The organism is Flavobacterium pygoscelis, from assembly GCF_023162025.1.
Taxonomy (GTDB): Bacteria; Bacteroidota; Bacteroidia; order Flavobacteriales; family Flavobacteriaceae; genus Flavobacterium; species Flavobacterium pygoscelis.
This window is the reverse complement of record NZ_JALNUB010000005.1, coordinates 1-24,577: the sequence shown is the minus strand read 5'-3', so window position 1 is coordinate 24,577 and position 24,577 is coordinate 1. Positions and strand designations below refer to the sequence as shown.

General features: G+C 31.2%; 21 protein-coding genes, 2 tRNA genes and 1 riboswitch. Of the genes, 13 read left to right on the top strand and 10 right to left on the bottom strand.

Translation table 11 applies throughout. The features are described 5' to 3' along the window. Positions 1 to 125: 125 nt before the first annotated feature. The 5 genes from porK to MW871_RS08885 all read left to right on the top strand — a co-directional run bounded on the left by porK (position 126) and on the right by MW871_RS08885 (position 5,888). Entirely contained in the window at positions 126 to 1,523 is a 1,398-nt protein-coding gene (gene porK, locus MW871_RS08905) for a T9SS ring complex lipoprotein PorK/GldK (protein ID WP_188048734.1), read from the top strand. A gap of 39 nt (positions 1,524 to 1,562) precedes the next feature. After that, on the top strand, positions 1,563 to 2,210 hold the full coding sequence (porL, locus tag MW871_RS08900; RefSeq protein WP_188048733.1) for a type IX secretion system motor protein PorL/GldL: 648 nt from the start codon (positions 1,563 to 1,565) through the stop codon (positions 2,208 to 2,210). A 46-nt stretch (positions 2,211 to 2,256) separates the two neighbouring features. Then, positions 2,257 to 3,798 carry a type IX secretion system motor protein PorM/GldM gene (porM, locus tag MW871_RS08895; RefSeq protein ID WP_248428300.1) on the top strand — a complete coding sequence of 514 codons (1,542 nt, stop codon included), beginning with the start codon at positions 2,257 to 2,259 and terminating at the stop codon, positions 3,796 to 3,798. A 46-nt stretch (positions 3,799 to 3,844) separates the two neighbouring features. Continuing rightward, positions 3,845 to 4,735: a type IX secretion system ring subunit PorN/GldN gene (gene porN / locus MW871_RS08890; RefSeq protein WP_188048731.1), complete on the top strand. Its 891-nt coding sequence runs from the start codon at positions 3,845 to 3,847 to the stop codon at positions 4,733 to 4,735. Positions 4,736 to 4,835: 100 nt separating this feature from the next. After that, a complete protein-coding gene (locus tag MW871_RS08885) occupies positions 4,836 to 5,888 on the top strand; it encodes an NAD(P)/FAD-dependent oxidoreductase (protein ID WP_248428299.1) in 1,053 nt (350 codons plus the stop codon). Between the two features lie 2 nt (positions 5,889 to 5,890). On the opposite strand, the gene MW871_RS08880 is transcribed toward MW871_RS08885, so the two are convergent. Continuing rightward, on the bottom strand, positions 5,891 to 6,274 hold the full coding sequence (locus tag MW871_RS08880) for a DUF983 domain-containing protein (RefSeq protein ID WP_188048729.1): 384 nt from the start codon (positions 6,272 to 6,274) through the stop codon (positions 5,891 to 5,893). Between the two features lie 73 nt (positions 6,275 to 6,347). Between MW871_RS08880 and MW871_RS08875 the strand changes: the two genes are divergently transcribed. After that, the gene (locus MW871_RS08875) at positions 6,348 to 8,255 is read left to right on the top strand and encodes an ABC-F family ATP-binding cassette domain-containing protein (protein WP_188048728.1); all 1,908 of its coding nucleotides are present in this window, start codon (positions 6,348 to 6,350) and stop codon (positions 8,253 to 8,255) included. A 32-nt stretch (positions 8,256 to 8,287) separates the two neighbouring features. Here MW871_RS08875 and MW871_RS08870 read toward each other — a convergent pair whose 3' ends face one another. Then, on the bottom strand, positions 8,288 to 9,256 hold the full coding sequence (locus MW871_RS08870) for an App1 family protein phosphatidate phosphatase (protein WP_248428298.1): 969 nt from the start codon (positions 9,254 to 9,256) through the stop codon (positions 8,288 to 8,290). A 64-nt stretch (positions 9,257 to 9,320) separates the two neighbouring features. Here MW871_RS08870 and MW871_RS08865 point away from each other — a divergent pair, with 64 nt between their 5' ends. Next, positions 9,321 to 10,196: a diacylglycerol/lipid kinase family protein gene (locus MW871_RS08865; protein ID WP_248428297.1), complete on the top strand. Its 876-nt coding sequence runs from the start codon at positions 9,321 to 9,323 to the stop codon at positions 10,194 to 10,196. A 6-nt stretch (positions 10,197 to 10,202) separates the two neighbouring features. Here MW871_RS08865 and MW871_RS08860 read toward each other — a convergent pair whose 3' ends face one another. After that, positions 10,203 to 11,351: a peptidogalycan biosysnthesis protein gene (locus tag MW871_RS08860; RefSeq protein ID WP_248428296.1), complete on the bottom strand. Its 1,149-nt coding sequence runs from the start codon at positions 11,349 to 11,351 to the stop codon at positions 10,203 to 10,205. A gap of 96 nt (positions 11,352 to 11,447) precedes the next feature. On the opposite strand from MW871_RS08860, the gene MW871_RS08855 reads away from it, so the two are divergent. Both MW871_RS08855 and MW871_RS08850 read left to right on the top strand, forming a co-directional pair. Next, positions 11,448 to 11,726, top strand: a complete 279-nt coding sequence (locus MW871_RS08855; RefSeq protein ID WP_210644424.1) for a 4a-hydroxytetrahydrobiopterin dehydratase — start codon at positions 11,448 to 11,450, stop codon at positions 11,724 to 11,726. A gap of 314 nt (positions 11,727 to 12,040) precedes the next feature. Further along, positions 12,041 to 12,895: a leucine-rich repeat domain-containing protein gene (locus MW871_RS08850; protein ID WP_188048723.1), complete on the top strand. Its 855-nt coding sequence runs from the start codon at positions 12,041 to 12,043 to the stop codon at positions 12,893 to 12,895. 214 nt (positions 12,896 to 13,109) lie between these two features. Here MW871_RS08850 and MW871_RS08845 read toward each other — a convergent pair whose 3' ends face one another. From MW871_RS08845 to MW871_RS08830, 4 genes are all read right to left on the bottom strand, one after another. Further along, entirely contained in the window at positions 13,110 to 14,222 is a 1,113-nt protein-coding gene (locus MW871_RS08845) for a PKD-like domain-containing protein (protein ID WP_248428295.1), read from the bottom strand. Between the two features lie 30 nt (positions 14,223 to 14,252). Further along, positions 14,253 to 15,398 carry a YncE family protein gene (locus MW871_RS08840; protein WP_248428294.1) on the bottom strand — a complete coding sequence of 382 codons (1,146 nt, stop codon included), beginning with the start codon at positions 15,396 to 15,398 and terminating at the stop codon, positions 14,253 to 14,255. Positions 15,399 to 15,422: 24 nt separating this feature from the next. Beyond that, on the bottom strand, positions 15,423 to 17,474 hold the full coding sequence (locus MW871_RS08835; RefSeq protein WP_248428293.1) for a TonB-dependent receptor plug domain-containing protein: 2,052 nt from the start codon (positions 17,472 to 17,474) through the stop codon (positions 15,423 to 15,425). A 98-nt stretch (positions 17,475 to 17,572) separates the two neighbouring features. Further along, a riboswitch (cobalamin riboswitch) is annotated at positions 17,573 to 17,801 on the bottom strand. A gap of 253 nt (positions 17,802 to 18,054) precedes the next feature. Next, positions 18,055 to 18,753 (bottom strand): pseudouridine synthase, encoded by a 699-nt coding sequence (locus MW871_RS08830; RefSeq protein ID WP_248428292.1) that lies wholly within the window; start codon positions 18,751 to 18,753, stop codon positions 18,055 to 18,057. 552 nt (positions 18,754 to 19,305) lie between these two features. On the opposite strand from MW871_RS08830, the gene MW871_RS08825 reads away from it, so the two are divergent. The 4 genes from MW871_RS08825 (at position 19,306) to MW871_RS08810 (ending at position 23,523) form a co-directional block, all read left to right on the top strand. Further along, on the top strand, positions 19,306 to 19,473 hold the full coding sequence (locus MW871_RS08825; RefSeq protein WP_188048718.1) for a hypothetical protein: 168 nt from the start codon (positions 19,306 to 19,308) through the stop codon (positions 19,471 to 19,473). Positions 19,474 to 19,671: 198 nt separating this feature from the next. After that, positions 19,672 to 20,184, top strand: a complete 513-nt coding sequence (locus MW871_RS08820; RefSeq protein ID WP_188048717.1) for a PRC-barrel domain-containing protein — start codon at positions 19,672 to 19,674, stop codon at positions 20,182 to 20,184. A 381-nt stretch (positions 20,185 to 20,565) separates the two neighbouring features. Further along, positions 20,566 to 22,578 carry a M13 family metallopeptidase gene (locus tag MW871_RS08815; RefSeq protein WP_248428291.1) on the top strand — a complete coding sequence of 671 codons (2,013 nt, stop codon included), beginning with the start codon at positions 20,566 to 20,568 and terminating at the stop codon, positions 22,576 to 22,578. A gap of 315 nt (positions 22,579 to 22,893) precedes the next feature. Then, positions 22,894 to 23,523, top strand: coding sequence for a hypothetical protein (locus MW871_RS08810; RefSeq protein ID WP_248428290.1), 630 nt, complete (start codon positions 22,894 to 22,896; stop codon positions 23,521 to 23,523). Positions 23,524 to 23,863: 340 nt separating this feature from the next. Here MW871_RS08810 and MW871_RS08805 read toward each other — a convergent pair. The 3 genes from MW871_RS08805 to MW871_RS08795 form a co-directional block, all read right to left on the bottom strand. Continuing rightward, positions 23,864 to 23,936, bottom strand: a tRNA-Met gene (locus MW871_RS08805). Between the two features lie 34 nt (positions 23,937 to 23,970). Next, positions 23,971 to 24,043, bottom strand: a tRNA-Met gene (locus MW871_RS08800). A 153-nt stretch (positions 24,044 to 24,196) separates the two neighbouring features. Then, a complete protein-coding gene (locus MW871_RS08795; protein WP_248428289.1) occupies positions 24,197 to 24,451 on the bottom strand; it encodes a GIY-YIG nuclease family protein in 255 nt (84 codons plus the stop codon). Between the last annotated feature and the right edge of the window lie 126 nt (positions 24,452 to 24,577).

The following is a 24,577-nucleotide window of genomic DNA, read 5'->3' as shown; positions in this document are numbered from 1 at the left end:
CCCTTTTTTACTGGATATTTAGCTTTAAAAAAAAAAAAATTGTTTAGTGCTAAAAAAATTGTTTTTGTTAAAAAAAATAAATAGGTTTACAGCCTTAAAAATAATGAATAGATAACCAAATTTACATGAAGAAGTTCATAGCTTTTGCAACAATTTTAACCCTTCTAGTTAGCTGTGGTAAATCAAGCGATAAAGGAGAATTAGTTGGTATTAATGGAGGAAAATGGCATCCTGAGAAGCCATATGGAATGGCATTAATACCCGGGGGTGCTTTTATTATGGGTAAATCAGATGCTGATTTAGCCAATGTAGAAGATGCTCCTACAAAAACAGTTACTGTTCGTGCTTTTTACATGGATGAAACGGAAATTACTAATAGTGAGTACCGACAGTTTGTAGAATGGGTAAAAGACTCTACTGTTAGAGTTCGTTTAGCTATTTTTGCAGATTTAAATGGGCAAACTCCTGGAACGGGTAAAGGTAAAAATGCCACTAGTATTGGTGATTTTGCTTTTAACGATTCGGACCCTGCTAAGATGTCGCCTTACGATAAATACATGTATGATAACTATTATAGTGTAGGAACTTCTGATGATCAGTATGCTGGTAGAAAATTAAACAGAAAAGTAAAATTGATTAAAGATACAAAATTGTATCCAGATGAATATTACACTGAAGTTATGGATTCTATGTATATTCCAATAGCGGAATCATATAATGGTTTGCGTACTATGGATGTCAATAAATTAAAATTCAGGTATTCTTGGATGGATATTCAGGCTGCTGCTAAAGCAAAAGTGGGTAACAGAAAAGATTTTATCAAAACTGAAGAAGTAAAGGTTTATCCAGATACTACAGTTTGGATTAAAGATTTTGCTTATTCTTATAATGAACCAATGCATAATGACTACTTCTGGCATAAAGCCTATGGTGATTATCCTGTTGTTGGTGTTAAATGGACTCAAGCTAAAGCATTTTGTGCTTGGAGAACTTTAAATAAGAATACTTATGTGAAAGCAAAGAAAAAAGGTCATGATTTAGTAAATAGTTTCAGATTGCCAACTGAGGCAGAATGGGAATATGCTGCTAGAGGTGGTTTAGAATCTGCTACTTATCCTTGGGGTGGTCCTTATACAAAAAGCGATAGAGGTTGTTTCTTAGCAAACTTTAAGCCTAATAGAGGTGATTATGCTGCAGATGAAGCTCTATATACTGTAGAAGCTAAGTCTTATGATCCAAATGGTTATAACTTATATAACATGGCAGGAAATGTTTCTGAGTGGACTGATTCATCTTATGATTCAAATGCTTATGAATATGTATCTTCTATGAATCCAAATGTTCAAGACGGTTCAAATAAACGTAAGGTTTTGCGTGGAGGTTCTTGGAAGGACGTTGCTTACTTCCTACAGGTAAGTACAAGAGATTATGAATATGCTGACTCAGCAAGAAGTTATATCGGTTTTAGAACGGTTCAAGATTATATGGGAACTAAAGCTACTGGTAACGGAAAAAAGAAATAAAAATAAACCAAATCTACTAAATATTAAAAAAAAATTATTATGGCATTATTAAGCAAAAAAGTGATGAATTTCTCATATGGTATGGGAGCGGCAGTTGTAATTATTGGGGCATTATTTAAAATTACCCATATTGAATTTGGAGTTATAACAGGGAACTTGATGCTTACAATTGGTCTTGTAGTGGAGGCACTTATTTTTGCACTTTCTGCATTCGAACCAGTTGATGATGATTTGGATTGGACTTTAGTTTATCCAGAATTAGGGAACGGACAAGCTAAAACAGCGGTTAAAAAAGTAGAAAATACTACAGAAGCACAAGGTTTATTATCTCAAAAATTAGACGCAATGTTAAAAGATGCGAAAATTGACGGTGAGTTAATGGCTAGTTTAGGAAATAGTATTAAAAACTTTGAATCAGCAGCTAAGAGTATTTCTCCTACTGTAGATTCAATTGCTTCTACTAAAAAATATAGTGAAGAGTTGACATTGGCAGCTGCTCAAATGGAATCATTGAACAGTTTGTACAAAGTACAATTACAAAGCGCATCTAGAAATGCTCAAATAAATGAAGAAGTTGCTGAAAACAACTTAAAATTAAAAGATCAAATGTTATCATTGACTTCTAATTTGTCTTCTTTGAACAACGTTTATGGAGGTATGCTTTCTGCAATGAATAATAAAGGATAATTAGTTTCAAACTATAAAAAAATAATAAACTAATTATTTAGAAAATATGGCAGGAGGAAAACTAACCCCTAGACAGAAGATGATTAACCTAATGTACTTGGTTTTTATCGCAATGTTAGCATTAAATATGTCCAAAGAAGTGTTGTCTGCATTTGGATTAATGAATGAAAAATTTGAAAGTTCTAATGCTTCGGCTGAATTGTCTAACACTCAAATGTTGGCTGGTTTAGATGCAAAAGCTTCAGAAGCAGGTGGAGAATTTACTACAGCTTCAGCTACTGCACATAAAGTAGAAGGTATTACTAAGACTTTTTATGATTATATTGGTAAAATTAAAACAGATGTTTTAAAGGGTACTCAAGTTAAACCTGAGACTGGTAAATTACCTTATGAAGAAATGGATAAAGGCGACAACTTAGACCAATTGTGGTTTAGTCCAGCTGGGTATTCTGCAAAAGGTAAAGAAGTTATTGCAACTGTAGAAAAATACAAAGCAGACATGAAATCTGCTTTAGGTAATAACCAAAAATTAGCTTCAATTTTAGCTGAAGTGAATAGTAAATTTGATTTATCTAAAGTTAAAAATAAAGACGGAGTAGGGATTGATTATTTAGATTATCATTTTAAAGGTTTCCCAGCTGTTGCATCTTTAGCAAAATTATCTGCTTGGCAGAATGATGTTAAAAAATCTGAAACTGATGTTTATAATACTTTATTAGGTAAGGCTGCTGTTGCTGCTGCCTCTTACAGCAATTATGAAGCGATAGTAGTATTAGATAAAAGCGCTTATTTTCAAGGAGAACAAGTTACAGGTAAAGTGGTTTTAGGTCGTTATGACAAAAATACAACACCTACTTCTTTTTCTGGTCCAGGTAAAATTGTAAACGGTCAAGCGGTTATTGCTATGACAGCTGGAAGTGTTGGAGAGCAAGCTATTAATGGTCAATTTACTTTTATGGAAGATGGAAAATCTATTCCATTAAAATTTAAAGGAAATTATGTTGTTGTTCCTAGACCTAATTCTGCTACAATTTCTGCTGATAAGATGAATGTAGTATACAGAGGTGTTGTCAATCCTATGACTATATCTTTTGCAGGTGTATCTAGTGATAAAGTTACTGCTTCTGCTCCAGGATTAAATTCTGCAGGTGGTGGAAAATACAGTATGAGTCCAGGTGCAGGAAATGAAGTTGTCATTAATGTAAGTGCTACTCTTAACGATGGTTCTAAAGTTTCTGATAAAAAAGCTTTTAGAATTAAAGGTATTCCTGGTCCAGCTGGTACAATTAGAGGTGAAATGGGTGTTGTAAAAGGACCTAAATCAAATCTTGAAATTGCAACAATCGGTGCTAAGTTAGTTGATTTTGATTTTGAAGTTGGCTTAGATGTTGTTGGATTTAATCTTAAAGTTACAGGACAACCTACAGTAGTTGTACAAGGAGATAAAATGAATGCACAGTGTAAAGCAGTGCTTGCAAAAGCAGGAAGAGGTGACCAAGTTACTATTTCTGAAATTAAAACTAAACTTATTGGAGCTGGTAGTTATTTATTGCCAAGAACTGCACCAGTAATTTTTGAAATACAATAACTAGTAGTTTTTTTAATCTACTTAATTATCTTATAAAGATACAATGATGAATGTAAGAAATTTTTTAATCGCTATTATCTCTATTACGGGAAGTTTTTCAACTTTTGGGCAATCTAATTTGCTTAATGCTAAAACTCCGGACCAAATAGGACTTAAAACTGCTGCACAACTTATTTCAGATAATGATAAGCCATTAGCTTACGGTTATGTGCATGATAGAGATGTTTTGATGGGAAAAACAACTTGGGAAATTATTGACTTAAGCGAAAAGATTAATTTTGCTTTATATTTTCCAATTGATACTGCTAATGTAGGATCAGATAGAAGATCTTTGTATGATGTTCTAACAAAAGCAATGAAAAATGGTGCAATTACTGAAGTTTATACTGATAGTTATTTTAACACTAAAAAATCTTTAGGAGATATTCAAGCTTCTCTAACTCGTATCGATACTACTGATGCAGGTAGAGAGCAAATTAATGCTGGAAATAAAATTTCAGAAGAATATATTTTAAGACAAGATCTTTCTGCAGCTGATGTTACTGAATATAAGATTAAAGGATATTGGTATTTTGATAAACGTCAAAGTGAATTAAAGTATCGATTATTAGGAATTTGTCCTGTAACTCCTGATGTCTATTCTATGAATAGTGATGAGAAAGATTATATCGAACTTTTTTGGATATTTTTCCCAGCAGCAAGAGAAGTTTTGCATGATGCTAAAGCTTTTAATGATAAAAATTCTGCATTACCAATTTCATTTGATCAAATTTTAAATTCAAGGCGTTTTAATAGTGTTATCTATAAAGAAGAAAATGTGTACGGTGATAGAAATATTGACGAATACATGAAAGATAATGCTCAAAATCAGTTGCTTGAATCAGAAAGAGTAAAAGATAAAATACGAAATTTCGAATCGGATATGTGGAATTATTAATTCTGATATATATCAAAACAAAAAAAACTCTTACTCTTGTAGTAAGAGTTTTTTTGTTTTAATAGACTTATATTTGCTTTTTTAATAGAACGTATCTCAAATGGTTGATTACTTAATTGTAGGTTGTGGATTAGCAGGAATTTCATTCGCAGAAATAGCATTGAAAAATGGAAAAACTATATTTGTTTTGGATGATGACTCTCAAAATTCTTCTAAAATTGCTGGTGGACTTTATAATCCAGTTATATTAAAACGTTTTAGTGAAGTATGGAAAGCAAAGGAACAGTTGGAATTGATGGTTGATTTTTATGATACTATTGAAAAAAAAATAGCCTGTAAAGTCGATTTTAAAACTCCCATATTAAGGAAGTTTTTTTCAATAGAAGAACAGAATAATTGGTTTTCAGCCTCAGATAAAATTGCTTTGACTCCTTTTTTATCTACTCAATTAATTTCAAAAAAATATGAGAGTATAGATTCGCCATATGGATATGGTGAAGTTTTAGAGACGGGTTACGTTGATACTTCATTGCTTTTAAATAAATACAGAGAATATTTAAAATCAAATAATTTGTTTCTTAAAGATAAATTTGATTACAAAGCTTTGCAGGTTGAATCAAGTTATATTAGTTATAAAGATATTCAAGCAAAGCATATTATTTTTGCTGAAGGTTTCGGTTTACATTCCAATCCGTATTTTAATGATTTGCCCTTAGATGGTACCAAAGGGGAGCTTTTTATCATAAAAGCGCCAGAACTATCTTTAGATGTAATTGTTAACACTAGCGTTTTTATTTTGCCTTTAGGGAACGATTTATTTAAAATTGGTGCTACTTACAATTGGAAAGATAAAACTGATTTGCCAACAGAAGAAGGAAAGTTAGAGTTAATAGAGCGAATTAAGGAAATTATTACCTGTGATTTTGAAATTATATCTCATTTTGCAGGTGTTCGTCCTACTGTAAAAGACAGAAGACCACTTTTAGGAACGCATGCTGAATATAATTCAATTCATATTCTTAATGGATTAGGAACTAGAGGAGTAATGCTAGGTCCAGCGATGGCGAAAGGTCTTTTTGAGTCTATAGAATTAAAAAAACCTTTAGATACCGAAGTCGATATAAAAAGGTTTAACAAGAAGATTAAAAAATAATATTATTTTAAATTTGTTTTTGGATCATAGGAAACAAACATGTTAATGTAAATGTTCCTAGACCAACGCAAAACAAATGGAAATGATAAAACAATAGCTGCAATAATTACTATAAAAGCTACTTTTAGACTGGAGCTAAAAAACAAAAATGAAATGATAAAAGCAGCGATTCCGATGGCGACGTTTAGACCATAACTAACATACATTGCGCCATAAAAAAAAGAGGGTTCGATTTGATATTTTAATCCACAATGACTGCAAGTATCGTTCATTTTTAAAATTTTATCCAAATGAAGTATGTTTTTGTCGAAATACATACTCTCATTCTGACATTTAGGACAAGTTCCTGTTAAAATGCTATATAATTTGGATCCTTTTTTTAACATTTGCAAAAAATTTAATTTTTCCTTTTTTGGAGTTACAAATTTACATATTCAAAAAGGAATAAAACCATAATACATGCTTAATATACACAATTTATCTGTTTCCTTTGGCGGTTCTTATTTATTTGAAGAAGTTACCTTTCGATTGGGTGCTGGAGACAGAGTTGGTCTTGTTGGAAAAAACGGTGCTGGAAAATCAACAATGCTTAAAATTCTAGCTGGAGATTTCAAACCCGATTCTGGTCAGATTGCAACAGAGAAAGAAGTTCAAATGGGATTCTTACGTCAAGATATCGATTTTGAAGAAGGAAGAACTGTCTTGGAAGAAGCCTATGAAGCATTTACAGAAATTAAAATTGTAGAAAAAAAGCTTGAACAAATTAATCATTTATTGGTTACTCGTACAGACTATGAAAGTGAAGAGTATAGTCAAATTATAGAAGATTTATCTGATTACACCCATCGATTTGAATTGCTTGGTGGTTATAATTATGTAGGTGATACAGAGAAAATCTTACTGGGTTTAGGATTTAAACGTGAAGTTTTTGACAATCAAACCGAGACTTTTTCTGGTGGATGGAGAATGCGTATTGAATTAGCTAAGTTGTTGCTGCAATCTAATGATATCTTATTGCTGGATGAGCCAACCAATCACTTGGATATTGAGAGTATTATTTGGTTAGAAAGTTTTTTGCGTAATTATGCGGGAGTTGTAGTGATTGTATCTCACGATAAAATGTTCTTGGACAATGTAACTAATAGAACTATCGAGATTTCATTAGGAAAAGCATACGATTTCAATAAGCCTTACTCAGAATATTTAGAATTGCGTCATGAAATTCGTGAAAAGCAATTGGCAACACAAAAGAATCAAGCCAAAAAAATTGAAGAAACGGAGAAGTTAATCGAAAAGTTCCGTGCGAAAGCTTCTAAAGCTTCTATGGCACAGTCTTTAATAAAGAAATTAGACAAAGTAGAGCGCATAGAAGTTGATGAAGATGATAATTCTGTGATGAATATTACATTCCCAGTTTCAAAAGAGCCAGGAAGAGTAGTGATAGAAGCAGAAAATGTTACTAAAAGTTATGGTGATAAAACCATTTTAAAAGATATTAATCTTTTAGTAGAGCGCGGAAGTAAAATTGCTTTTGTGGGACAAAATGGTCAAGGTAAATCTACTTTTATCAAAGCTATTGTAGATGAGTTTGAATACCAAGGAAATATAAAACTAGGGCATAATGTACAATTGGGTTATTTTGCACAAAACCAAGCAGAATATTTGGATGGCGAAATTACCTTACTTCAAACGATGGAAGATGCAGCTGCAGATACAAATCGTATGAAAGTACGTGATATGCTGGGTTCTTTCTTGTTTAGAGGTGATGATGTAGAAAAGAAGGTAAAAGTGCTTTCTGGAGGAGAAAGAAACCGTTTAGCGCTTTGTAAATTACTTTTGCAACCAATCAATGTATTGTTGATGGATGAGCCTACGAATCACTTGGATATAAAATCTAAAAACGTATTGAAAGCAGCATTGCAAAAATTTGGTGGAACTTTATTGTTAGTTTCTCACGATAGGGATTTTTTGCAAGGAATGTCAAACTTAGTGTATGAGTTTAAAGATCAAAAAATAAAAGAATATTTAGGAGATATTAATTATTTCTTAGAACAGCGCAATATGGAAAATATGCGTGAAGTAGAGAAGAAAGATGCTCAAAAAGCGACTTCGCCCAAAGAAAGTAATAAAGCCTCTTATGAAGATCAGAAAAAAGGGAAGGCTTTGCAAAATAAATTAAGTAAAGTTGAAAGTCAAATCAAACAATTAGAAAGAGATATTCAGCAAGATGATAAAATGCTAGCTTCTAATTATGACAAACACATAGAAGATGCTAAGTTTTTTACTGCATACAATAAGAAAAAAGCAGAATTAGACAAACTACTTCTCGATTGGGAATTAGTTCAAGAAGAGATAGACAATGCCTAATAAAAAAAGAGTCCTAAAACGGACTCTTTTTTTTATTCTATTATTCCAATAGCTTTTGAATGTGCAATAGCTTCGCTACTGTCTTTGAAATAGCACACTGAAACATCTAAAGTTTCTAAATTTTTTAAAACAGTGATTACTTTTTCTTTTTTAACGCTTCCGGTTTGCCTAATGTAAACTGCTTTTACAGTAACGGGAAATATTTTGCATATTGCTTCATATAAAAAAGCATCTTGCTGGGAATCATCACCTAGAAGTATATATTGTAAATTGGGGTAAAATTCTAATAAGTGTTTTACCTTTTCAAATTTGTGATTGTGATCTCCTCTACCAGTCCATAAAAAATCTTTTAAACTTGTTTTAATGTCTTTTAGAAGTAAAACTGCTTTAGGTAAATTATGAATTTGGGTGAATTTTTTAATAAAATAATATAAGTTCCATTCACTACTAGATACATAGAAAAAAACATTAAATTCATCTTTGTTTTCTCTTTTGGCTGTGCTTAAAGCTTGATAATGAGTTACAACATCGGTATAAACTTTCCTTTTATCTATATTTTTAAATAATAAAATGTATAATTTTTTTAAAGGGCTTTTGGTGTGAGAAATCAAAAAGGTATCATCAATGTCCGAAATAATGCCTAAATTCCCTTTGTGTGGTCTAATATAGCTTTCAGTTGTGCTAATGACCTCGTTATTATAAATGATGCTTACTTCATAATCAATCCAGCCATACGCATTATTTTGATCTAATGGAACGCAAAACTTAAAGTAGCCATCTTTTAGCGTTTTAGTGTGAATTTTAGTATTACAGTGATTCAAATAAACATCTGCATTGCTTTGTGTTTTAATTCTAAATAATCGGATAATAGATCTCGCATTTTTGAATTTTTTTTTTTGAAAATTATATTCTTCAGTAGTTGTAGGTTTAAAAACATGACCCATAACAATTAATTCTTGTTCATTTGCGTAACCTCGATATAATTTTAAAATTGGTTTCATATATTGTAGTACTTTTGAAAGTAGATGAATTTAAAGATTTTTAATCAATAAAGCAGAATAAATTTTGAAAAATAATTGTATCCTAGTTGTAAATCCTATTTCAGGAGGTATTGATAAGACTGAATTAATTAATACCATAACTGCTTTTGCAGAAAAGGAAAATTTTAATATCCACATTTTCAAAACTTCTGGAATATCAGATAGTGATCGCCTAAACGAATTTTATAAGACATATAAAACGGAGCGAGTAATAGTGGCTGGAGGTGATGGAACTATAAAAATGGTTGCTGAAGCTCTAGAAGATGAAGATATTATTATTGGCATTTTGCCTGCAGGTTCTGCAAATGGTCTAGCAGTAGACTTAAATTTGCCGACTACAATTGAAGAGAATTTGCCAATTGCATTTTATAATCACTATATGGAAATGGATATGATTTCCATCAACGGAAAAAAAAGCATTCATTTGAGTGATCTTGGTCTCAATGCCGAAATGATAAAGAACTATGAAAACAGCAGTATCAGAGGAAAATTGGGTTATGCTTTGCAAACAGTAAACACCTTAATTGATTTAGACGATCCATTTACCGCTACTATCACAGGTGATTTTCCAACAGTAGAATGTGAAGCAAGAATGATTGTTATTGCCAATTCACAAAAATACGGCACAGGCATTTCTATAAATCCAAACGGAATAATGGACGATGGAAAGTTTGAATTGGTAATTTTAAAGAATATGGATTTGGTTGTTTTGGGCAAAATTATTACTGGAAATATGCCTTTGGATAATAATGATGTCGAAATTATTTCTACTGCTAAAGCAGTAATTGCTACTAATGTGCCTGTTAGTTTTCAAATTGATGGTGAATATTGTGGAGCTGAAACTAAACTCAATATCGAAATTTTACCAAAACAAATGAAAGTCGCAATTCCCGTTGTATAAATATTATTATTTAAAAGGATTTCGCTCTTGCCAAATGGTTTCAGGTTCTAAATACTTGAATATTTTTGACATATATGAATTTACTATCGAATTATTATGCGATATAATTCCGTACATTTTTACGGGTTTAGCACCTACAGAACTTTTAATTTCTAAAGCTGTTCTTGCAAAAACAATTTCATCAAAATCTTTTTTGATAGAATAGGCAATCATGTCGTAGAGCATATTTAAATACAACATCTTTTCCCTTTGAATGGTATCGTTGTATCCAAGAAAATAAGTGTCCATCGTTTTTCCGTTCTTTATTAAAGTATTAAATCCAATTAATTCTTCATTTAAAAAATAACCGTAGAAAAGAAATTGGTCCTTAAAAATTTCTTTAAAAATTCTGAAATGATTTTTTGGTAAGAAAAAAGTATTAAAAGGAGCATTTTTTGCCACATGAAAATACAAGTCATAAATAGCATCTTCTAGCAAAATTATTTCTTCTAGATGTAATTTTCTTTTTTCAATACCTACTGCTTTTTTGCGAGCTCTTTTATATTGATCTCTGTATTTTTTTGAAAGAGAATCTATGTAATCTTGTTCTATTTTCCAATTTTCGTTAATATAAAAAATCATATTAGGTTGTGTCGAAAATTGATAATCATTCTTAAACTCGCAAGTTTCAAAGTTTTCAATTTGCGTTTTACTAAAATCCTTATAAGTAGTAATGTGGATCGTGATCCCTTTTGATTTGTATTGTTTTTTTAATTCTTTAGTAGCTTCGTGTAATAATGCAATTACGGTTTTCTCCTCTATTTCGTTTAGTAAAGCATATGCGTTTTGGCCAGTCAACATGTTATTTCCAACTACTAATACTTGTGAGGCAAAGTTTTTGAAAACTAGATTTCTAACGGTAGTTTTAATGCATTTATCTCGCTCTCCAAAAGATTCTAATTTGTTTAAATCAAGAAATTGACAAAGGGCAATACTAACTAATTTTTCTTTTTTAAAAATACCAATATAATGACAAATCATGTTTTCAGGAGATGATTGTTCTAGTACTTTTAAATAGTTTTTAGATAAAAAAACACTTGAGACTGCTATGCTGTCCCAGTTTGAAGGAAGTTGTTCAGTAGAATTATAAATTGTAAAAGAGTACTCTGTATTCAAGTTGTAAAAAGATATTTTTCAAAATTAATCAATAAAGTTAATATATTTCTGATTCTTTAAAATTTAACTAACTTTATAAAAATTAAAAAATGCATTATGAAAACGTATACAGAAAAATCAATACAAAAAGAGTTATCAGAACTTAAAGACTGGAAATTTATTAATAATGGTATAGAGAAAAATTTTAAATTTTTAGATTTTTCAAAAGCTTTAGGTTTTATAGTTCAAGTTGGACTTTTTGCAGAGAAAGCCAATCACCATCCTGAATTATTCAACGTCTACAATAAAGTAACTATTCGTCTAACTACACATGATGAAGATGGTGTTACCGATAAAGATATTGATCTTGCCAAAAATATTGAAAGCATTTTATAAAAGTTGAATTTCTTATTTATTAGTGTAAATTAATATTATTTCATGACAAATCTTTTTCCTTTTATATACAAGCAGCATTGAAAACTAATGAGTTTTTTAATTTTTTTTGAATGAAATTATGACAAAAAATAGTTTTAATAAAATGCTAGTAACGCAGAGTTTACATGTATTAGTTCAATTAAAATAAAATAAAGCATATATAAATGTAAGATTTTTATTTTTGTTAATTATTTAATTGTGTATTTCATCGATTTTATTTGTTGATTAGCGATAATGATGTTATTTTTAAATGTGTTAAAGAAAACATCAAGATCATGAAAAAACTATACAGCTTATTATTAATCGCATTATTTTCCTTTTCAATGTTTGCTAAGGTGTCTCCTGCAGAGCAAAATGCATTGATAAAATTGTATGAATCTACAAATGGAAAACAATGGAAGACAACGTGGGATTTGTCATCACCAGTTTCTAGTTGGAATGGTGTTACAGTACAAAATGATAAAGTGGTTGCGATTCATTTAGAAAACAATAACTTAGTTGGTGCACTTCCAGTTGAGATTGTAAATTTGGTTAACCTTGAGGTTTTAGATTTACATAAAAATCAAATTTCAGGAACCATACCTACTTTTATTGGAAAATTAAAAGAATTGAGAGTTTTAGATTTGTCTTTTAATAAGTTTTTAGGTGAAATTCCTACTTCAATATGCGAATTATCTAATTTAAAGGATTTGCAATTGTATATGAATGGACTTTCAGGACAACTTCCTGAAAATATTGGTAACCTAAGAAATTTAGAAACACTTTCATTATTTAACAATCAAATTGAAGGATACATTCCCAATTCACTTTATGCGATTACAAGCATTAAAACCTTGCTTCTAAATAGTAATAACTTCGTAGGTGAATTAAGCAAAGATGTTAAAAATTTAGTTGCACTTGAAAATTTCAGCTTGTTTGATAATAAAATGAATGGTGGCGTACCACTAGAATTAGAAAAATTAAATAAATTAAAAGAAATGAATATTTCTTACAATAGGTTTAAAGGTTTTGTTTCTAAAGATTTAGCTCTTTTAGACACTCTAAATATGACTATGCTTAATGATCAGGGACTTGCTGTATTATTAAATGTTAAAGCCGATAGAAATACTGCTATTGTATCAGAAGATTAAGAATTACATTATAATTTAATAATTGTTTGTTGGTTTAGTATCGTTTTTAGTGAACTTAGTTAAAACCTGTTGGCTCATTTGCTACAGGTTTTTTTATTTAATCATTTCACTTTAATTTGAAACGTTTCAAAAGTTATAATTAATTACTTTATTTTAATATATAAGAAAAGCTTCAGTTTTTCTGAAGCTTTTTTTATTTGATATAGAGTGAAATTTATTTTAAATTTAAATCAGTAAATCCAGAAACTTCTGTTGAAACTTCTCCAGTTGAACTGTTTTCTGCACGATTAGAGCTATATACTTTAATAAAGTCAATTGCAGCTAATTTTACAGGTTTTCCATTTTTATCAACAGCCCAACTAATATCAATTTGAGCTTTCTCATCCATATTTGACCAGTTATCCGCATATCCCCATTCGTAAGCAGGAGTAACCCAAAATGACTTTTTCTCTAAATTAGATTTTAAAAAAGTTCCTTTGAATGTCACTGTCGCACCTTTCCATAAAGGGTAATAACTTTGCTTGTTGTATTGGTTTTTAGAAATGTATCCAGTTTGGTTTTGATTATCTGTCCATTTGATGTAATTAAGTTCAGTTGGGCTTACTGGCTCACTTTCTGGTTTGTAATAGGTGATTTCATAGTTTTTTATCGTGGTCGGTTTGTTGTATTCTGAACCGGCAATTTCATACCATTCATCGTCAGCTTTACCGTTTCCGTTTGCATCGTAAGAAACCATAATAATGCCTGGTTCTGCATTATTTTCAAAAGCATTTCCTAGAACAATAAAATCATTTCCTTCTTTATTGATTATGGTATGGTCAAAACCAAAAGTTACATATCCACCAAAACCACCAAGACTAATCATATTATTCGCTGTTAATTTTGTTTCCGCTGCAAGACGCATGGTTTCATCAGTGTCGTTAGCAGTTGCAGTAGGAAGTTTGTTAATGGATTGTCCAGGTGCAGGTAAATAATCAAATACACGAGTTATTTTATTAAAATAGCTTTTTTCGTTTACCGTTATTGTAAAAGTTTTGGAGGTTTCTGCACCTTCATTTTTTACTTTAAAAACTAGGTTATGAGATCCAGCTTCTGAAAAAGTATAAAGTAAATTGACTGTGTTTGCAATTTCTTTACCATCTAGAGACCAAGTATATGTTGCGTTGTCGGCGTTTTTTAATTCCGGTGCGATTCTTAGCCATTGCATTTTATCAACTGCAAAACCACCACTAGGTGTTGTGATTTCAATTTCTGGTGAGGCTATTTCGTCATCAGAGCAAGCAGCCAACGTAAAGATTAGGGACAAAGCAAATAGAATTTTTTTCATTTTTAGAATTACTTAAAGGGTTATTAATTGTTATTTGAATTTTTGTTTGAAAGCAATATGAGCTGGAATGTCACCGGTAGTCACCGTAAATTTTGTGTTTCCATCTTTATCAAGACAGTATAATTTTCCTGGAGACACATAATCTCCTGCATCGGTGATATAAATGTTAAATGATATTGGATCTACCGCAATTCCGTAGGGAGTTGTTATTAAATCGCTAACAGATTTTGGTAAAAAAGATTGCGGTAAAAGGGTTTCTGTTTTTGTGTTTATGAGCGAGTAAGTAATTACATTCTCGAAAGTAGTGTAGTTAAATTCTGAACCAATTACATAGGCTTGATCTCCGGCAATCCATAAATTTGCGCAGGCAATGTCAAATGTTTTTTTTACTAAATCAGTTTTTGTATCAATCACAAATAATTTGGAGGCAATAGAATAATAATCTCCACGAGAACTTACATAAATATCCCCATCACTATCTACTTTTAGACGATTTAAGTTAATAGCCACATCAATATCTTTTGTCTTTGTAAATGTTTTTAAATCAATTACAGATACGGTTCTCTCATAATTAGTAGGATTGTATCCTCCAGAATTAGCAACATATAGTTTCTGTCCCACTACGGCTAATCCTTCCGGTTGTCGGCCTACTTTTACTGTTCTGCCGATGTTTAGTGAGGTCGTGTCAATCTCAGCAACAAAACCATTTGGAGTGTTGTTATCTAAACCTATTTCGCCATCATAAGAGCTCACATATACTTTTCCGTTACCAAAAGTCACGTAACGTCCGTTCTTTATATCAATAACCTTTAGACGCTTTGTAGTTTTTGCGTCCATCACTTCAACCTTATTTGAGTTGTTTATAACGGCATAAATTTTACTACCATAAACAGCAATGTCATTTCCTACATCTCCTAACCCTAACGTAGCTTCTGGATTGGCTTGACTGTAAATGTTTCGTTTATAAACTCCTGTTTTGTAATCATAATAATCTAATGAAGCTTTATTAGAACTCATGTTTCCTTCGTTCAAAAGATAGAAACCCTCAACCGCTGTCGGTGTTTGTGAAGGAAGTTCTACTATTTCTTCTTTAATTATAGGATCATCACCTTGACAAGAAGTAAAACTGCTTATTACGACTATCAGAAGAATTAAATTTTTTTTTGTTGTTTTCATAATTTGACTTTTTAGGTTGTTTTTTTAAAAATTAATAGCGAGGTTTAATCGATAATTTCGTCCAGGCATCGGAAAATTTAAGACTACATCATAATATTGATTCATTAAATTGTTTACTTCAGCTCCAATTTTTATACGTTTTTTTAAAATTCTAGTATCCCAAATTACAGCCATATCACTGGTGTACCATGGTTGAACATAGTTTACTGGTATATTTGCTTTCTGACTGTAGCGTTCACCAGTATAAATAAAACTATAATTTAGTTGCCATTTTTTCCAGTTAATGCTGGAGGTTAGTGTTCCACTATTTTTTGGTATATAAGGAATTTGGTCTCCGTAGGTGCTACCTTTTGGAGTAATGTCCCTTGCGATTTGATAAGTGTAAGAGAGGCCTAGATCTAGTGCTATTTCTGCAGGTAGTTTGAAAATCATATTAAAATTGATGTCTAATCCCTTGATTTCAACTTCTCCTAAATTCATCATTGTCCATCGAAATAAATTAGAAGATGGCATAGCAATTATTTTATCCTTTACACGATTGTAATAAACATCAGCTTGAAAAGAGGCAGTTTGTAAAAATTTTCTAGGCTCAAGCAAATAAGTGGTTCCAAAATTATACTGTGTTGTGAATTCTGGTTTCAAGGAACTGTTACCAATGAAAGTATAATACAAGTCATTGAAAGTTGGCATTCTAAAAGATTCCTTATAAAAAGCACGCACTCTGAAATTCTTATTTTCTAAGGGTTGATAGGAAGCGGAGAGTACCGGACAAAATACATTCTGATTTTTTCCTTGTTGATAATATTTGACTTGCTCATCTACATAAGCATCCAAAAGACTGGCTTGAATGTCTAGACGATTCCAATGCATCTCACTGGATAAAGCACCGAGATAGGAATATCGGGTAGGATAGGGGAAACGATATAAATTAGCCTCTAAAGTGTTAATTGAAAAATCAGTTGCTAGCGCTATTTTCCACCATTTATTTATCTTGTACAGATTTACAATTGAGGCATAAAATTCATTTTGATAGTATTTGTTGTCTAAAGCACCTTCTAGCGTTTTGTAGTCTGGATCCAGATAACGACTAAAGTCTTTGCTAAATTTCACATTGGCTAGTAAATCATATGCATCCGAAAATGAGTTTTGATAAGAGCCATGAATAAAAAAATTACTATCCCATTGTCTCTGAATATGGTCGTAGTTATTAGCTACAATCGCCCCAGGTAATCCTCGTTCTGAGTTATAAAAGTAGGCTTTCAAGCTTGCTTTTGCTGTTTCGCTAATCTTTGAGTTGAATGAAATTTCCCCCCTAAAGGCTGCAACGTCGCCATTTTGTCTTACAGCTGTTGTGTCATAACCGGCTTTTTTTTGATAACGGTATTTATAATGTCCATCTGCTTTTGTCCATTCTACACTCGTAGTAAAAGAGGTTTTTTGAGAAAGCTTTTGTTCTAGCAGTACAGAAGGGTTAAAAAGTCCAAACGAGCCTGTTTTTAATGCAGTACGCACATTTGTATTTTTATCCTTTTTAAATTCTGGTGTTTTCGATCTAAGAAAGAGTGTGTTAGAGGCAAAAAAACCTCTCGCTGGTTGAAAAATAGAGGATTTTTGTCCGTTATATAATTCTATGGCTTCTATATTATCAAGGGAATATTTGCCCAAATCTACTTGTCCGTTTTGCGCATTACCTACTGTCATTCCATCATAAAAAACCGCCGTATGTGCACTCCCTAAACTGCGAACATTGATTGTTTTTAATCCGCCAATACCGCCATAATCTTTAAGTTGAACACCGGAAAAATATCGAATAGCATCAGCAACAGAAAGGCTATTTAGTTTTTCTAATTGCTTGCCGGATAAAATTTGAACTGGCATAGGCGATTCGATTTTAAATTCTCGCTTATTTAAATACAGTATCACCTCACTCAAAGGATGTGGTTTTAAAGAATCAGATTCTTTTTTAGGTACAGGAAGATTATTTTGTGCAAGGACTGGATTAGAAAATATAATCCATACGAACAACAATAATCCACCATGTAACAGACGATACAATCTTAATTTACATAAGTGCATAACAATGTGGCTATTTAAAAAAAATAGATGTAATTGAATTCATTAAAATCAAATATGATTCTGAATTTTTGTGTTTGAAAGCTCTGGTCCGCGAAAGCTTCAATTTATTTACAGTGGTAGGTCTCCTGACTTGTTCCCATTTTGAACCGCCTTCCCATTATATCATGCAGATAAAACAGTGGCAAAAGTTAAGATTTACTATTAAAAGAAATCTGTCAAAATGTTGCATGGAACTTACAGTAACGGGCTTGTTCAGGATTTACACCTGATTCCCTCTTAGTTAGCTATACCGAAAAGTATAGGTAAACCATTGCGAAGGCAAAAGTAGATAAACTTTTCTTACTTATCAGGCTGTTTCGTTTTAAATTAAATAATGATTGTTGTTCTCTTCTGTATATTTTTTAGAAAAATGTAATAATGCAGATTATTTTGAGGAATTGCATGGAATAAAAAAGACACTATTTATAAGTTACTTTTTTTAATTTTTGGGGAATAGATATTGAATCAATTTTCAGTAATATTAGTATTTTGGCGTGAGTTTTAAACAATACAATATGAAAAACACCTAAAAATTATGATTCTATTGATACTGACTTAAATCTAGATTTAAAATGGTTCCTACTCTACTAAACTCTTCATTAATCTTGGCATTCAAGATAATTTGTTCGTTTTTTATAGGATGATTAAAAATTAACTGATGTGCATGAAGCATCATTCCTTTTAATTCATAATTCTCCAACCATAATTTATTCTGTTTGTTACAACCATGAGGACGACTTCCTAAAATGGGATGAAAAATATGCTTGAAATGTTTTCGCAATTGATGCATGCGTCCCGTTTCTGGAATCGCTTCTACCAAACAATAGCGTGAAGTTGGTTTGTTATTAAATTCTAAAGCAATTTCAGTATTTTGTAAACGATGAAAGTAGGTTACTGCATTTTGTGTAATGTCATCGTCGTTGGTTAAGTCATAATCAATTGTTAGTTCTTCAGGTGACCAACCGCGTAAAATGGCTAAATATTTTTTTTCGACTTCACGCGTGGCAAAACTATCATTCATAATTTTTAAAACCTCTTTATCTAAAGCAAATAACAAGACACCAGATGTTTTGCGGTCTAAACGATGAATAGGATATACGTGTTGCCCTCCAATTTGATTTCTCAATTCTTGAATGGCGTACACTTTAGCATCGCGTGCATAAAATGATTTGTGAACCAGCAATCCACTGGGTTTATTAATGGCTATAATATATTCGTCTTGGTAAAGAATTTCTAACATTTGGTAAAAGTAAAAGAGATTTCGATTTAAATAACTTTTACGACTTGTTTATTTCTGTTGTTTTAAAAAAGTTCCTATGAATTGCTTTACGAGAATCTTTTGATTTTGTGCGCATAATTTTATTTGGTGAATAAAAATTGATTGATTTAAGAGTGTTTATAGGCAATAAATTGAGTTTAAAACGATGTGCTTTAAGTGCATCTTTCTTTGGGTTTAAAATTTTTAGCCGCAGCTTAATATGATTAAAAAGATTTAATCTGTGAAAATTAATTTAATCTGTGGCTATTTTTTTGTAATTCAACCTTGTAAACTCATAGTTGGTATGTTATTTTATATGGGTTTTTAATTTCAATCTTTGTTTAAGATTAAAATAACTTTGATGATAATTTTTGATTCTCACCTTTAATTTTCCAAAAATATATTAAATAGTTAATTTTTAGGTTGCTGGGAATTATGTAATTTATAGTTGAAATTAAATACTTAGTAATTCATACTCATTTGTACCTTTAGTTTAAATAAAAGTTGAATATTAATAATTATAAAAAATTAGTTATGGCAGAAATTAAAATTGAGAAAAAGAAGCCGATATGGCCGTGGGTTATAGCAATAGTGTTAATAGCAGCGCTTGTATATTTCATCTTTTTGAAAGATAATGGAACTCAGGTTCAAAACACAACAGTGATCGAAAACACTACAAGTGTAGATACTACAGCAAATTAATTAGGAAAGTTGTGGAAATAAATCACTCTATATAGTGTGAAATTTTATAGTTAATTAATAGCTGCTTTACTTGTATTATGCTAAAGAAAAGAGGCAGAAAAGGTTCTCTGAAATTATCAACAGAGTAATGATTGCATATTAATTTCTGTAAAAAGATTTAGAGAATAAATAAATTGATACTATTAAAAATAAAGAGATATGGAAAATAAAGTTAAAAATTTATACCGACTAGATGAACTTTCTGATTATAAAGTGTCTTCAGACTATTCGGACGTAAGAGGTTGGAAAATTGTAGATGCAGATAACCGCACTATTGGTAAAGTCGACAATCTATGGGTAAATAAAGATATGCAACGCGTAGTTTATTTAGATGTCAATGTCGATAAAGGATTAATAGAAGACAGTAAAAATGAAGTTCATGAAGCTATAACAAACGAAAGTGTAAATGAATTTATGTATAAGGATGGAGATAGCCATATTATTATACCTATTGGATCTGTAACCATAAATAAAGACACAAAAATTGTCATGGCTAATAGTATAGATTATAATACTTTTAGAAAAACAACACGATATAATCGAGAGCAAAATTTTGACAGGAACTATGAAAAAAAAGTATTTGATTCCTATTATCCTGATGAGAAGTCTCGCGATGATTCTGACAGTGATAATGATGCTTTTTATAACCGCAGAGAATTTGACGGTCACTAATTATCCCTATAATTTACAAGATTAAATTGCTTATATTTAAGTATCCAAAAAAGATCAAACATTTAATAATGTTTGATCTTTTTTTGTATTATTACAGAATTGGAACTTTTCGAAGGGTTTCTTTCAGTATTTATGAAGCTTTGTGAGTTTATGATTACTCCACATTAGTAATAATAATCGATGAAATTTTTTTTTAAATAAATACAAATAAAAAGCCTCAGATTTATCTGAAGTAAATGGGAAGCATTCTAACAAAAAACTTTAGAATTAAAAACTGAATTCGTATATTGTTCTGCTAAAATTAGCTATGCTAAGCATAAACATTTTAAAATATCAGCCTTCAAGCGTTTTTAGTACACTTTAATAGAAATAATCTAGATTATGAAAAATTCATTACTTCTCTTCATTGCATTCTTAGCTTTTACAGCGTGCTCAAAACAGCAAGGAAAAAAAAATAGTGCTATCACTGGAATAGATTCCACATTGCGACCTGGTGATGATTTCTTTAAATATGTAAATGGAAAATGGTATGATTCTGTAAAGATACCTGCATCTCAATCCGGAGTTGGTACCTATATGTTTATGAATTACCCACAACGAATGCGTCTGCAAGGAATATTGGATAGTATTTCGCAAAGCAAGAATTCAGCAGGAAGTATAGCGCAGAAGGTTGGAGATTTTTATGCATCAGGTATGGATACAGTAACGATTGAAAAACGCGGTTATACACCTATCAAGCCTTTACTTGCCAAAATTGATGCAATTAGTGATTTACCGTCTTTAATGAACTTTGTAGTTGATCAAGTAAAAGTAGACAATTCTTCTATTATAGGTTTTGGTGTGTCACCCGATGAAAAAAATAGTAGTATGAACATAGCCCAAATCTATCAAACGGGTATCGGTTTGCCTGACAGGGACTATTATTTTAAATCAGATTCATCAACTGTTGCCATACAGGAAGCGTACAAAAAATACCTTTCTACATTATTTCAACAAACAGGTAGTAATGCTATAGAGGCTAAAAAGAATGCTAATTTGGTTTATGACATCGACAAACAACTCGCCGTTTCGCATAAAACAAAAGTGGAACTTCGAGATGTGCAAGCAAATTATAATAAAATGGCTGTCACAGATCTTGTAAAAAGACATCCCAATATTGGCTGGACTACTTTTTTAAACAATTTAGGTGCAAAAACCGATTCTATTAATGTAGGTCAACCTGCCTATTATGATAACCTTAATAAGTTATTAAAAACCATACCCATTACTAATTGGAAAATTTACTTAAAAGCAAATGCTATAGAAAGATATTCAGATGATTTAAGTAAACCTTTTGTAGATGCTTCATTTGAATATACTAAAGTGCTTTCGGGTCAAGCTGTTCAAAAAAAACGTGGAGAAAAAATGGCTAATGTCGTTGACAATTACTTAGGTGAAGCGTTGGGTGAATTGTATGTAAAGAAATATTTTTCAGAAGATGCTAAAAAACGAATGTTAGTCCTCGTGAATAATCTCCAAAAAGCGTATGCCAAAAGGATTGATAAATTAGAATGGATGAGTCAAAGTACGAAGCAAAAAGCTAAGGAAAAATTGTTTGCCATTACTAAGAAAATAGGATATCCTGATAAATGGAAAGACTATAGCAAAGTAAACATAGCTAGAAATACTTATTTTGAGAATATGGTTTCGGCGGCTTCAGTTGCAAATCAATTTCAATTGGCAAAATTGGGCAAAGCAGTCGATAAATCAGAATGGTTTACTACAGTTCCAACAGTTACGGCCTATAATAACCCTACTGCAAATGAAATTGTTTTTCCTGCAGGTATTTTACAACCCCCATATTTTGATAATAATGCAGATGATGCGCTTAACTACGGAGGTATTGGAATGGTTATAGGTCACGAAATAACCCATACTTTTGATGATCAAGGTGCTCAATATGACAAGAATGGTAACTTAAAAAACTGGTGGACAAAAGAGGATTATGCTCAGTTTAAGGCAAGAATACAACAGGTTATCAATTTGTATAGTACTTATACCGTTTTAGGCGATTTACATATTAATGGTGCAATGACAGTTGGCGAAAATACGGCAGATATTGCTGGAATAGCAGTTGCTTATGATGCTTTTAAAATGACTGAAGAAGGACAAGGAAATACAAAAATTGATGGTTTTACTCCAGACCAGCGCTTCTTTATTTCTATTGCGAAAATATGGAGAGTAAAAATGAAAGACGAGTTCCTGCGTTTGTGGATTAACAATAATCCTCATTCTCCACCAAATTGGCGTGTTAATGGTCCTTTAATGAATACTACTCCTTTTTACGAAGCATTTAATGTGCAAGCTGGAGATAAAATGTTTTTGCCGAAAAAAGATAGAATAACAATTTGGTAATATTCTTTATTCAAGTCTTCTCATAAAAACTGCGCAAATGTCTCTGTGGACTTTGCGCATTTTTTTTTGGTTTCTTATAAATTGTGAATTTTTAGAAGTCTCTTGAGCTTTTTTAATTTTTAGCTTGAACCATAAAAAAAGTTATAGATTTCTCTGAGGCTTTTCTATCAGCAGGAAATCTTGAAAAATCTAAAGCTTTTATCAATGATTTTTATAAGATTGTTTATGTTTGCGATTATCTTTATAAAAAACATCTTATGTTGATAAATTATAAGCATTTAAAATTAGAAAGAATATCAAGAAATAATAAATAAAATGGACAATAAAGATTCTCTCGTTTTAAATTTACAAAATAGAATAATTGTTTTAGAAAAAGCAAGAAAATCAGATAGTGAATTTGTAAAGTATACAACATACACAGCAAAAGAAACGGAAAGACGATTAAATGGTTTAGAAGTGAGTAAAGATTCATTTTCTAAGTCCGATTATATAAGTTTTGTAGCAATGCTAATTGCTTTAATTTCGGCAATTTGTACTGGTTTGTATTTTATTTACGGTGTTTTTAAGAAAAAGCAAGTTAAGAAAAGGGAGTTTTTCAATGGAGCATGGGGTTCAGAAGGAGATATTATAAATCCACAGCCTTTACCATATTTATCTTTTGTTATTGAAACTAATTTAGATGATGGAAAAATTACAGGAACGTACTATCCAAATAATAAATCCTACCCCGTTGCCCTTTCTATAAATGGTCAGCTAAAATCTGGTAAAGCCAAAATTAAAATTACACATATTAGCCAACAAAAAGAATTTGTTTATGGTAAAGTAGAGTTAGAAATTAGAGAAAAAATTATGAATTGGAAAACTATATCTGGTGAAAAGGAATTGTTTCCTAAACTATCTAATGCTTGGAAGGTTAACCATGACCCTTCATTTTTTACATTTTAATTTTTCTAATAATATATTTTCTAATATTTAAAAAATAAGGAAAGTTTATTTAGCTTCTTAAAGTAAACAGTGCTTATTAAGAAAGAGGAAGTATAACAAAAAGGTAAGTTATGTACCTAGATTATCCAGTATCCACTAGTATGTAAAAAAATAATTAGAATTTTGGACCTATCTTCCCCAGCTCTCCCACGTGTTATTATGAAACGCTTTGCGAATGTCTCCTGACTTCGCACTGACAATCTAAATTAAGTAATTTAAATCAAATTAAATTTGGAGGAAGTTTAATTTTAAAAGTAATATAAACAAAAAAACTTCAGATTTCTCTGAAGCTTTTTCTTAGTAGCGGGAACAGGACTCGAACCTGTGACCTTCGGGTTATGAGCCCGACGAGCTGCCTACTGCTCTATCCCGCGATGTGCGTTTTGTAATCTCAATAAGGCTACTTAGTAGCGGGAACAGGACTCGAACCTGTGACCTTCGGGTTATGAGCCCGACGAGCTGCCTACTGCTCTATCCCGCGATGTGGGTGCAAAGGTACATCTAAATTCGAGAATTGCAACTAAAAACTTTAAAAAATGTTTTATTTCTTGTAGTAGCTTGATATAATTAGCTTTGAGGAATAAAGTTTATTAGAATCTTTGCTCAATCTCAATAATGGGAGTTAATTAGGTTATTAGTTGTGGATTAAATTTTTAATAAATTCTCTTCCAATTCCAGTTTTTAAATACTTTTCTCTTTTCATTGCTTCGGCTTTAGAAGGGAAAAATTCAACATAAATAACTTTCCAAGGTCTGAATTTTAAAGTATGACCTTTTGTCCCAAGAAAATTATGAGATTTAAATCTTTCTATTAAATTGGAAGTAAAACCAGTATAATTTTTATTGAATTTTTCAGAATAAAGGATATAAACAACAAATTCTTCCATCATAAAAAGAGAATAAAATAAAAAAATAGTAACGTGTGTGGATTTCTTTGTTTAGTCCGCGGCGGCGGATATGATCTCGACGAGCTGGCTACTGCTCTATCCCGGGATGTGCGTTTTGTAATCTCAATA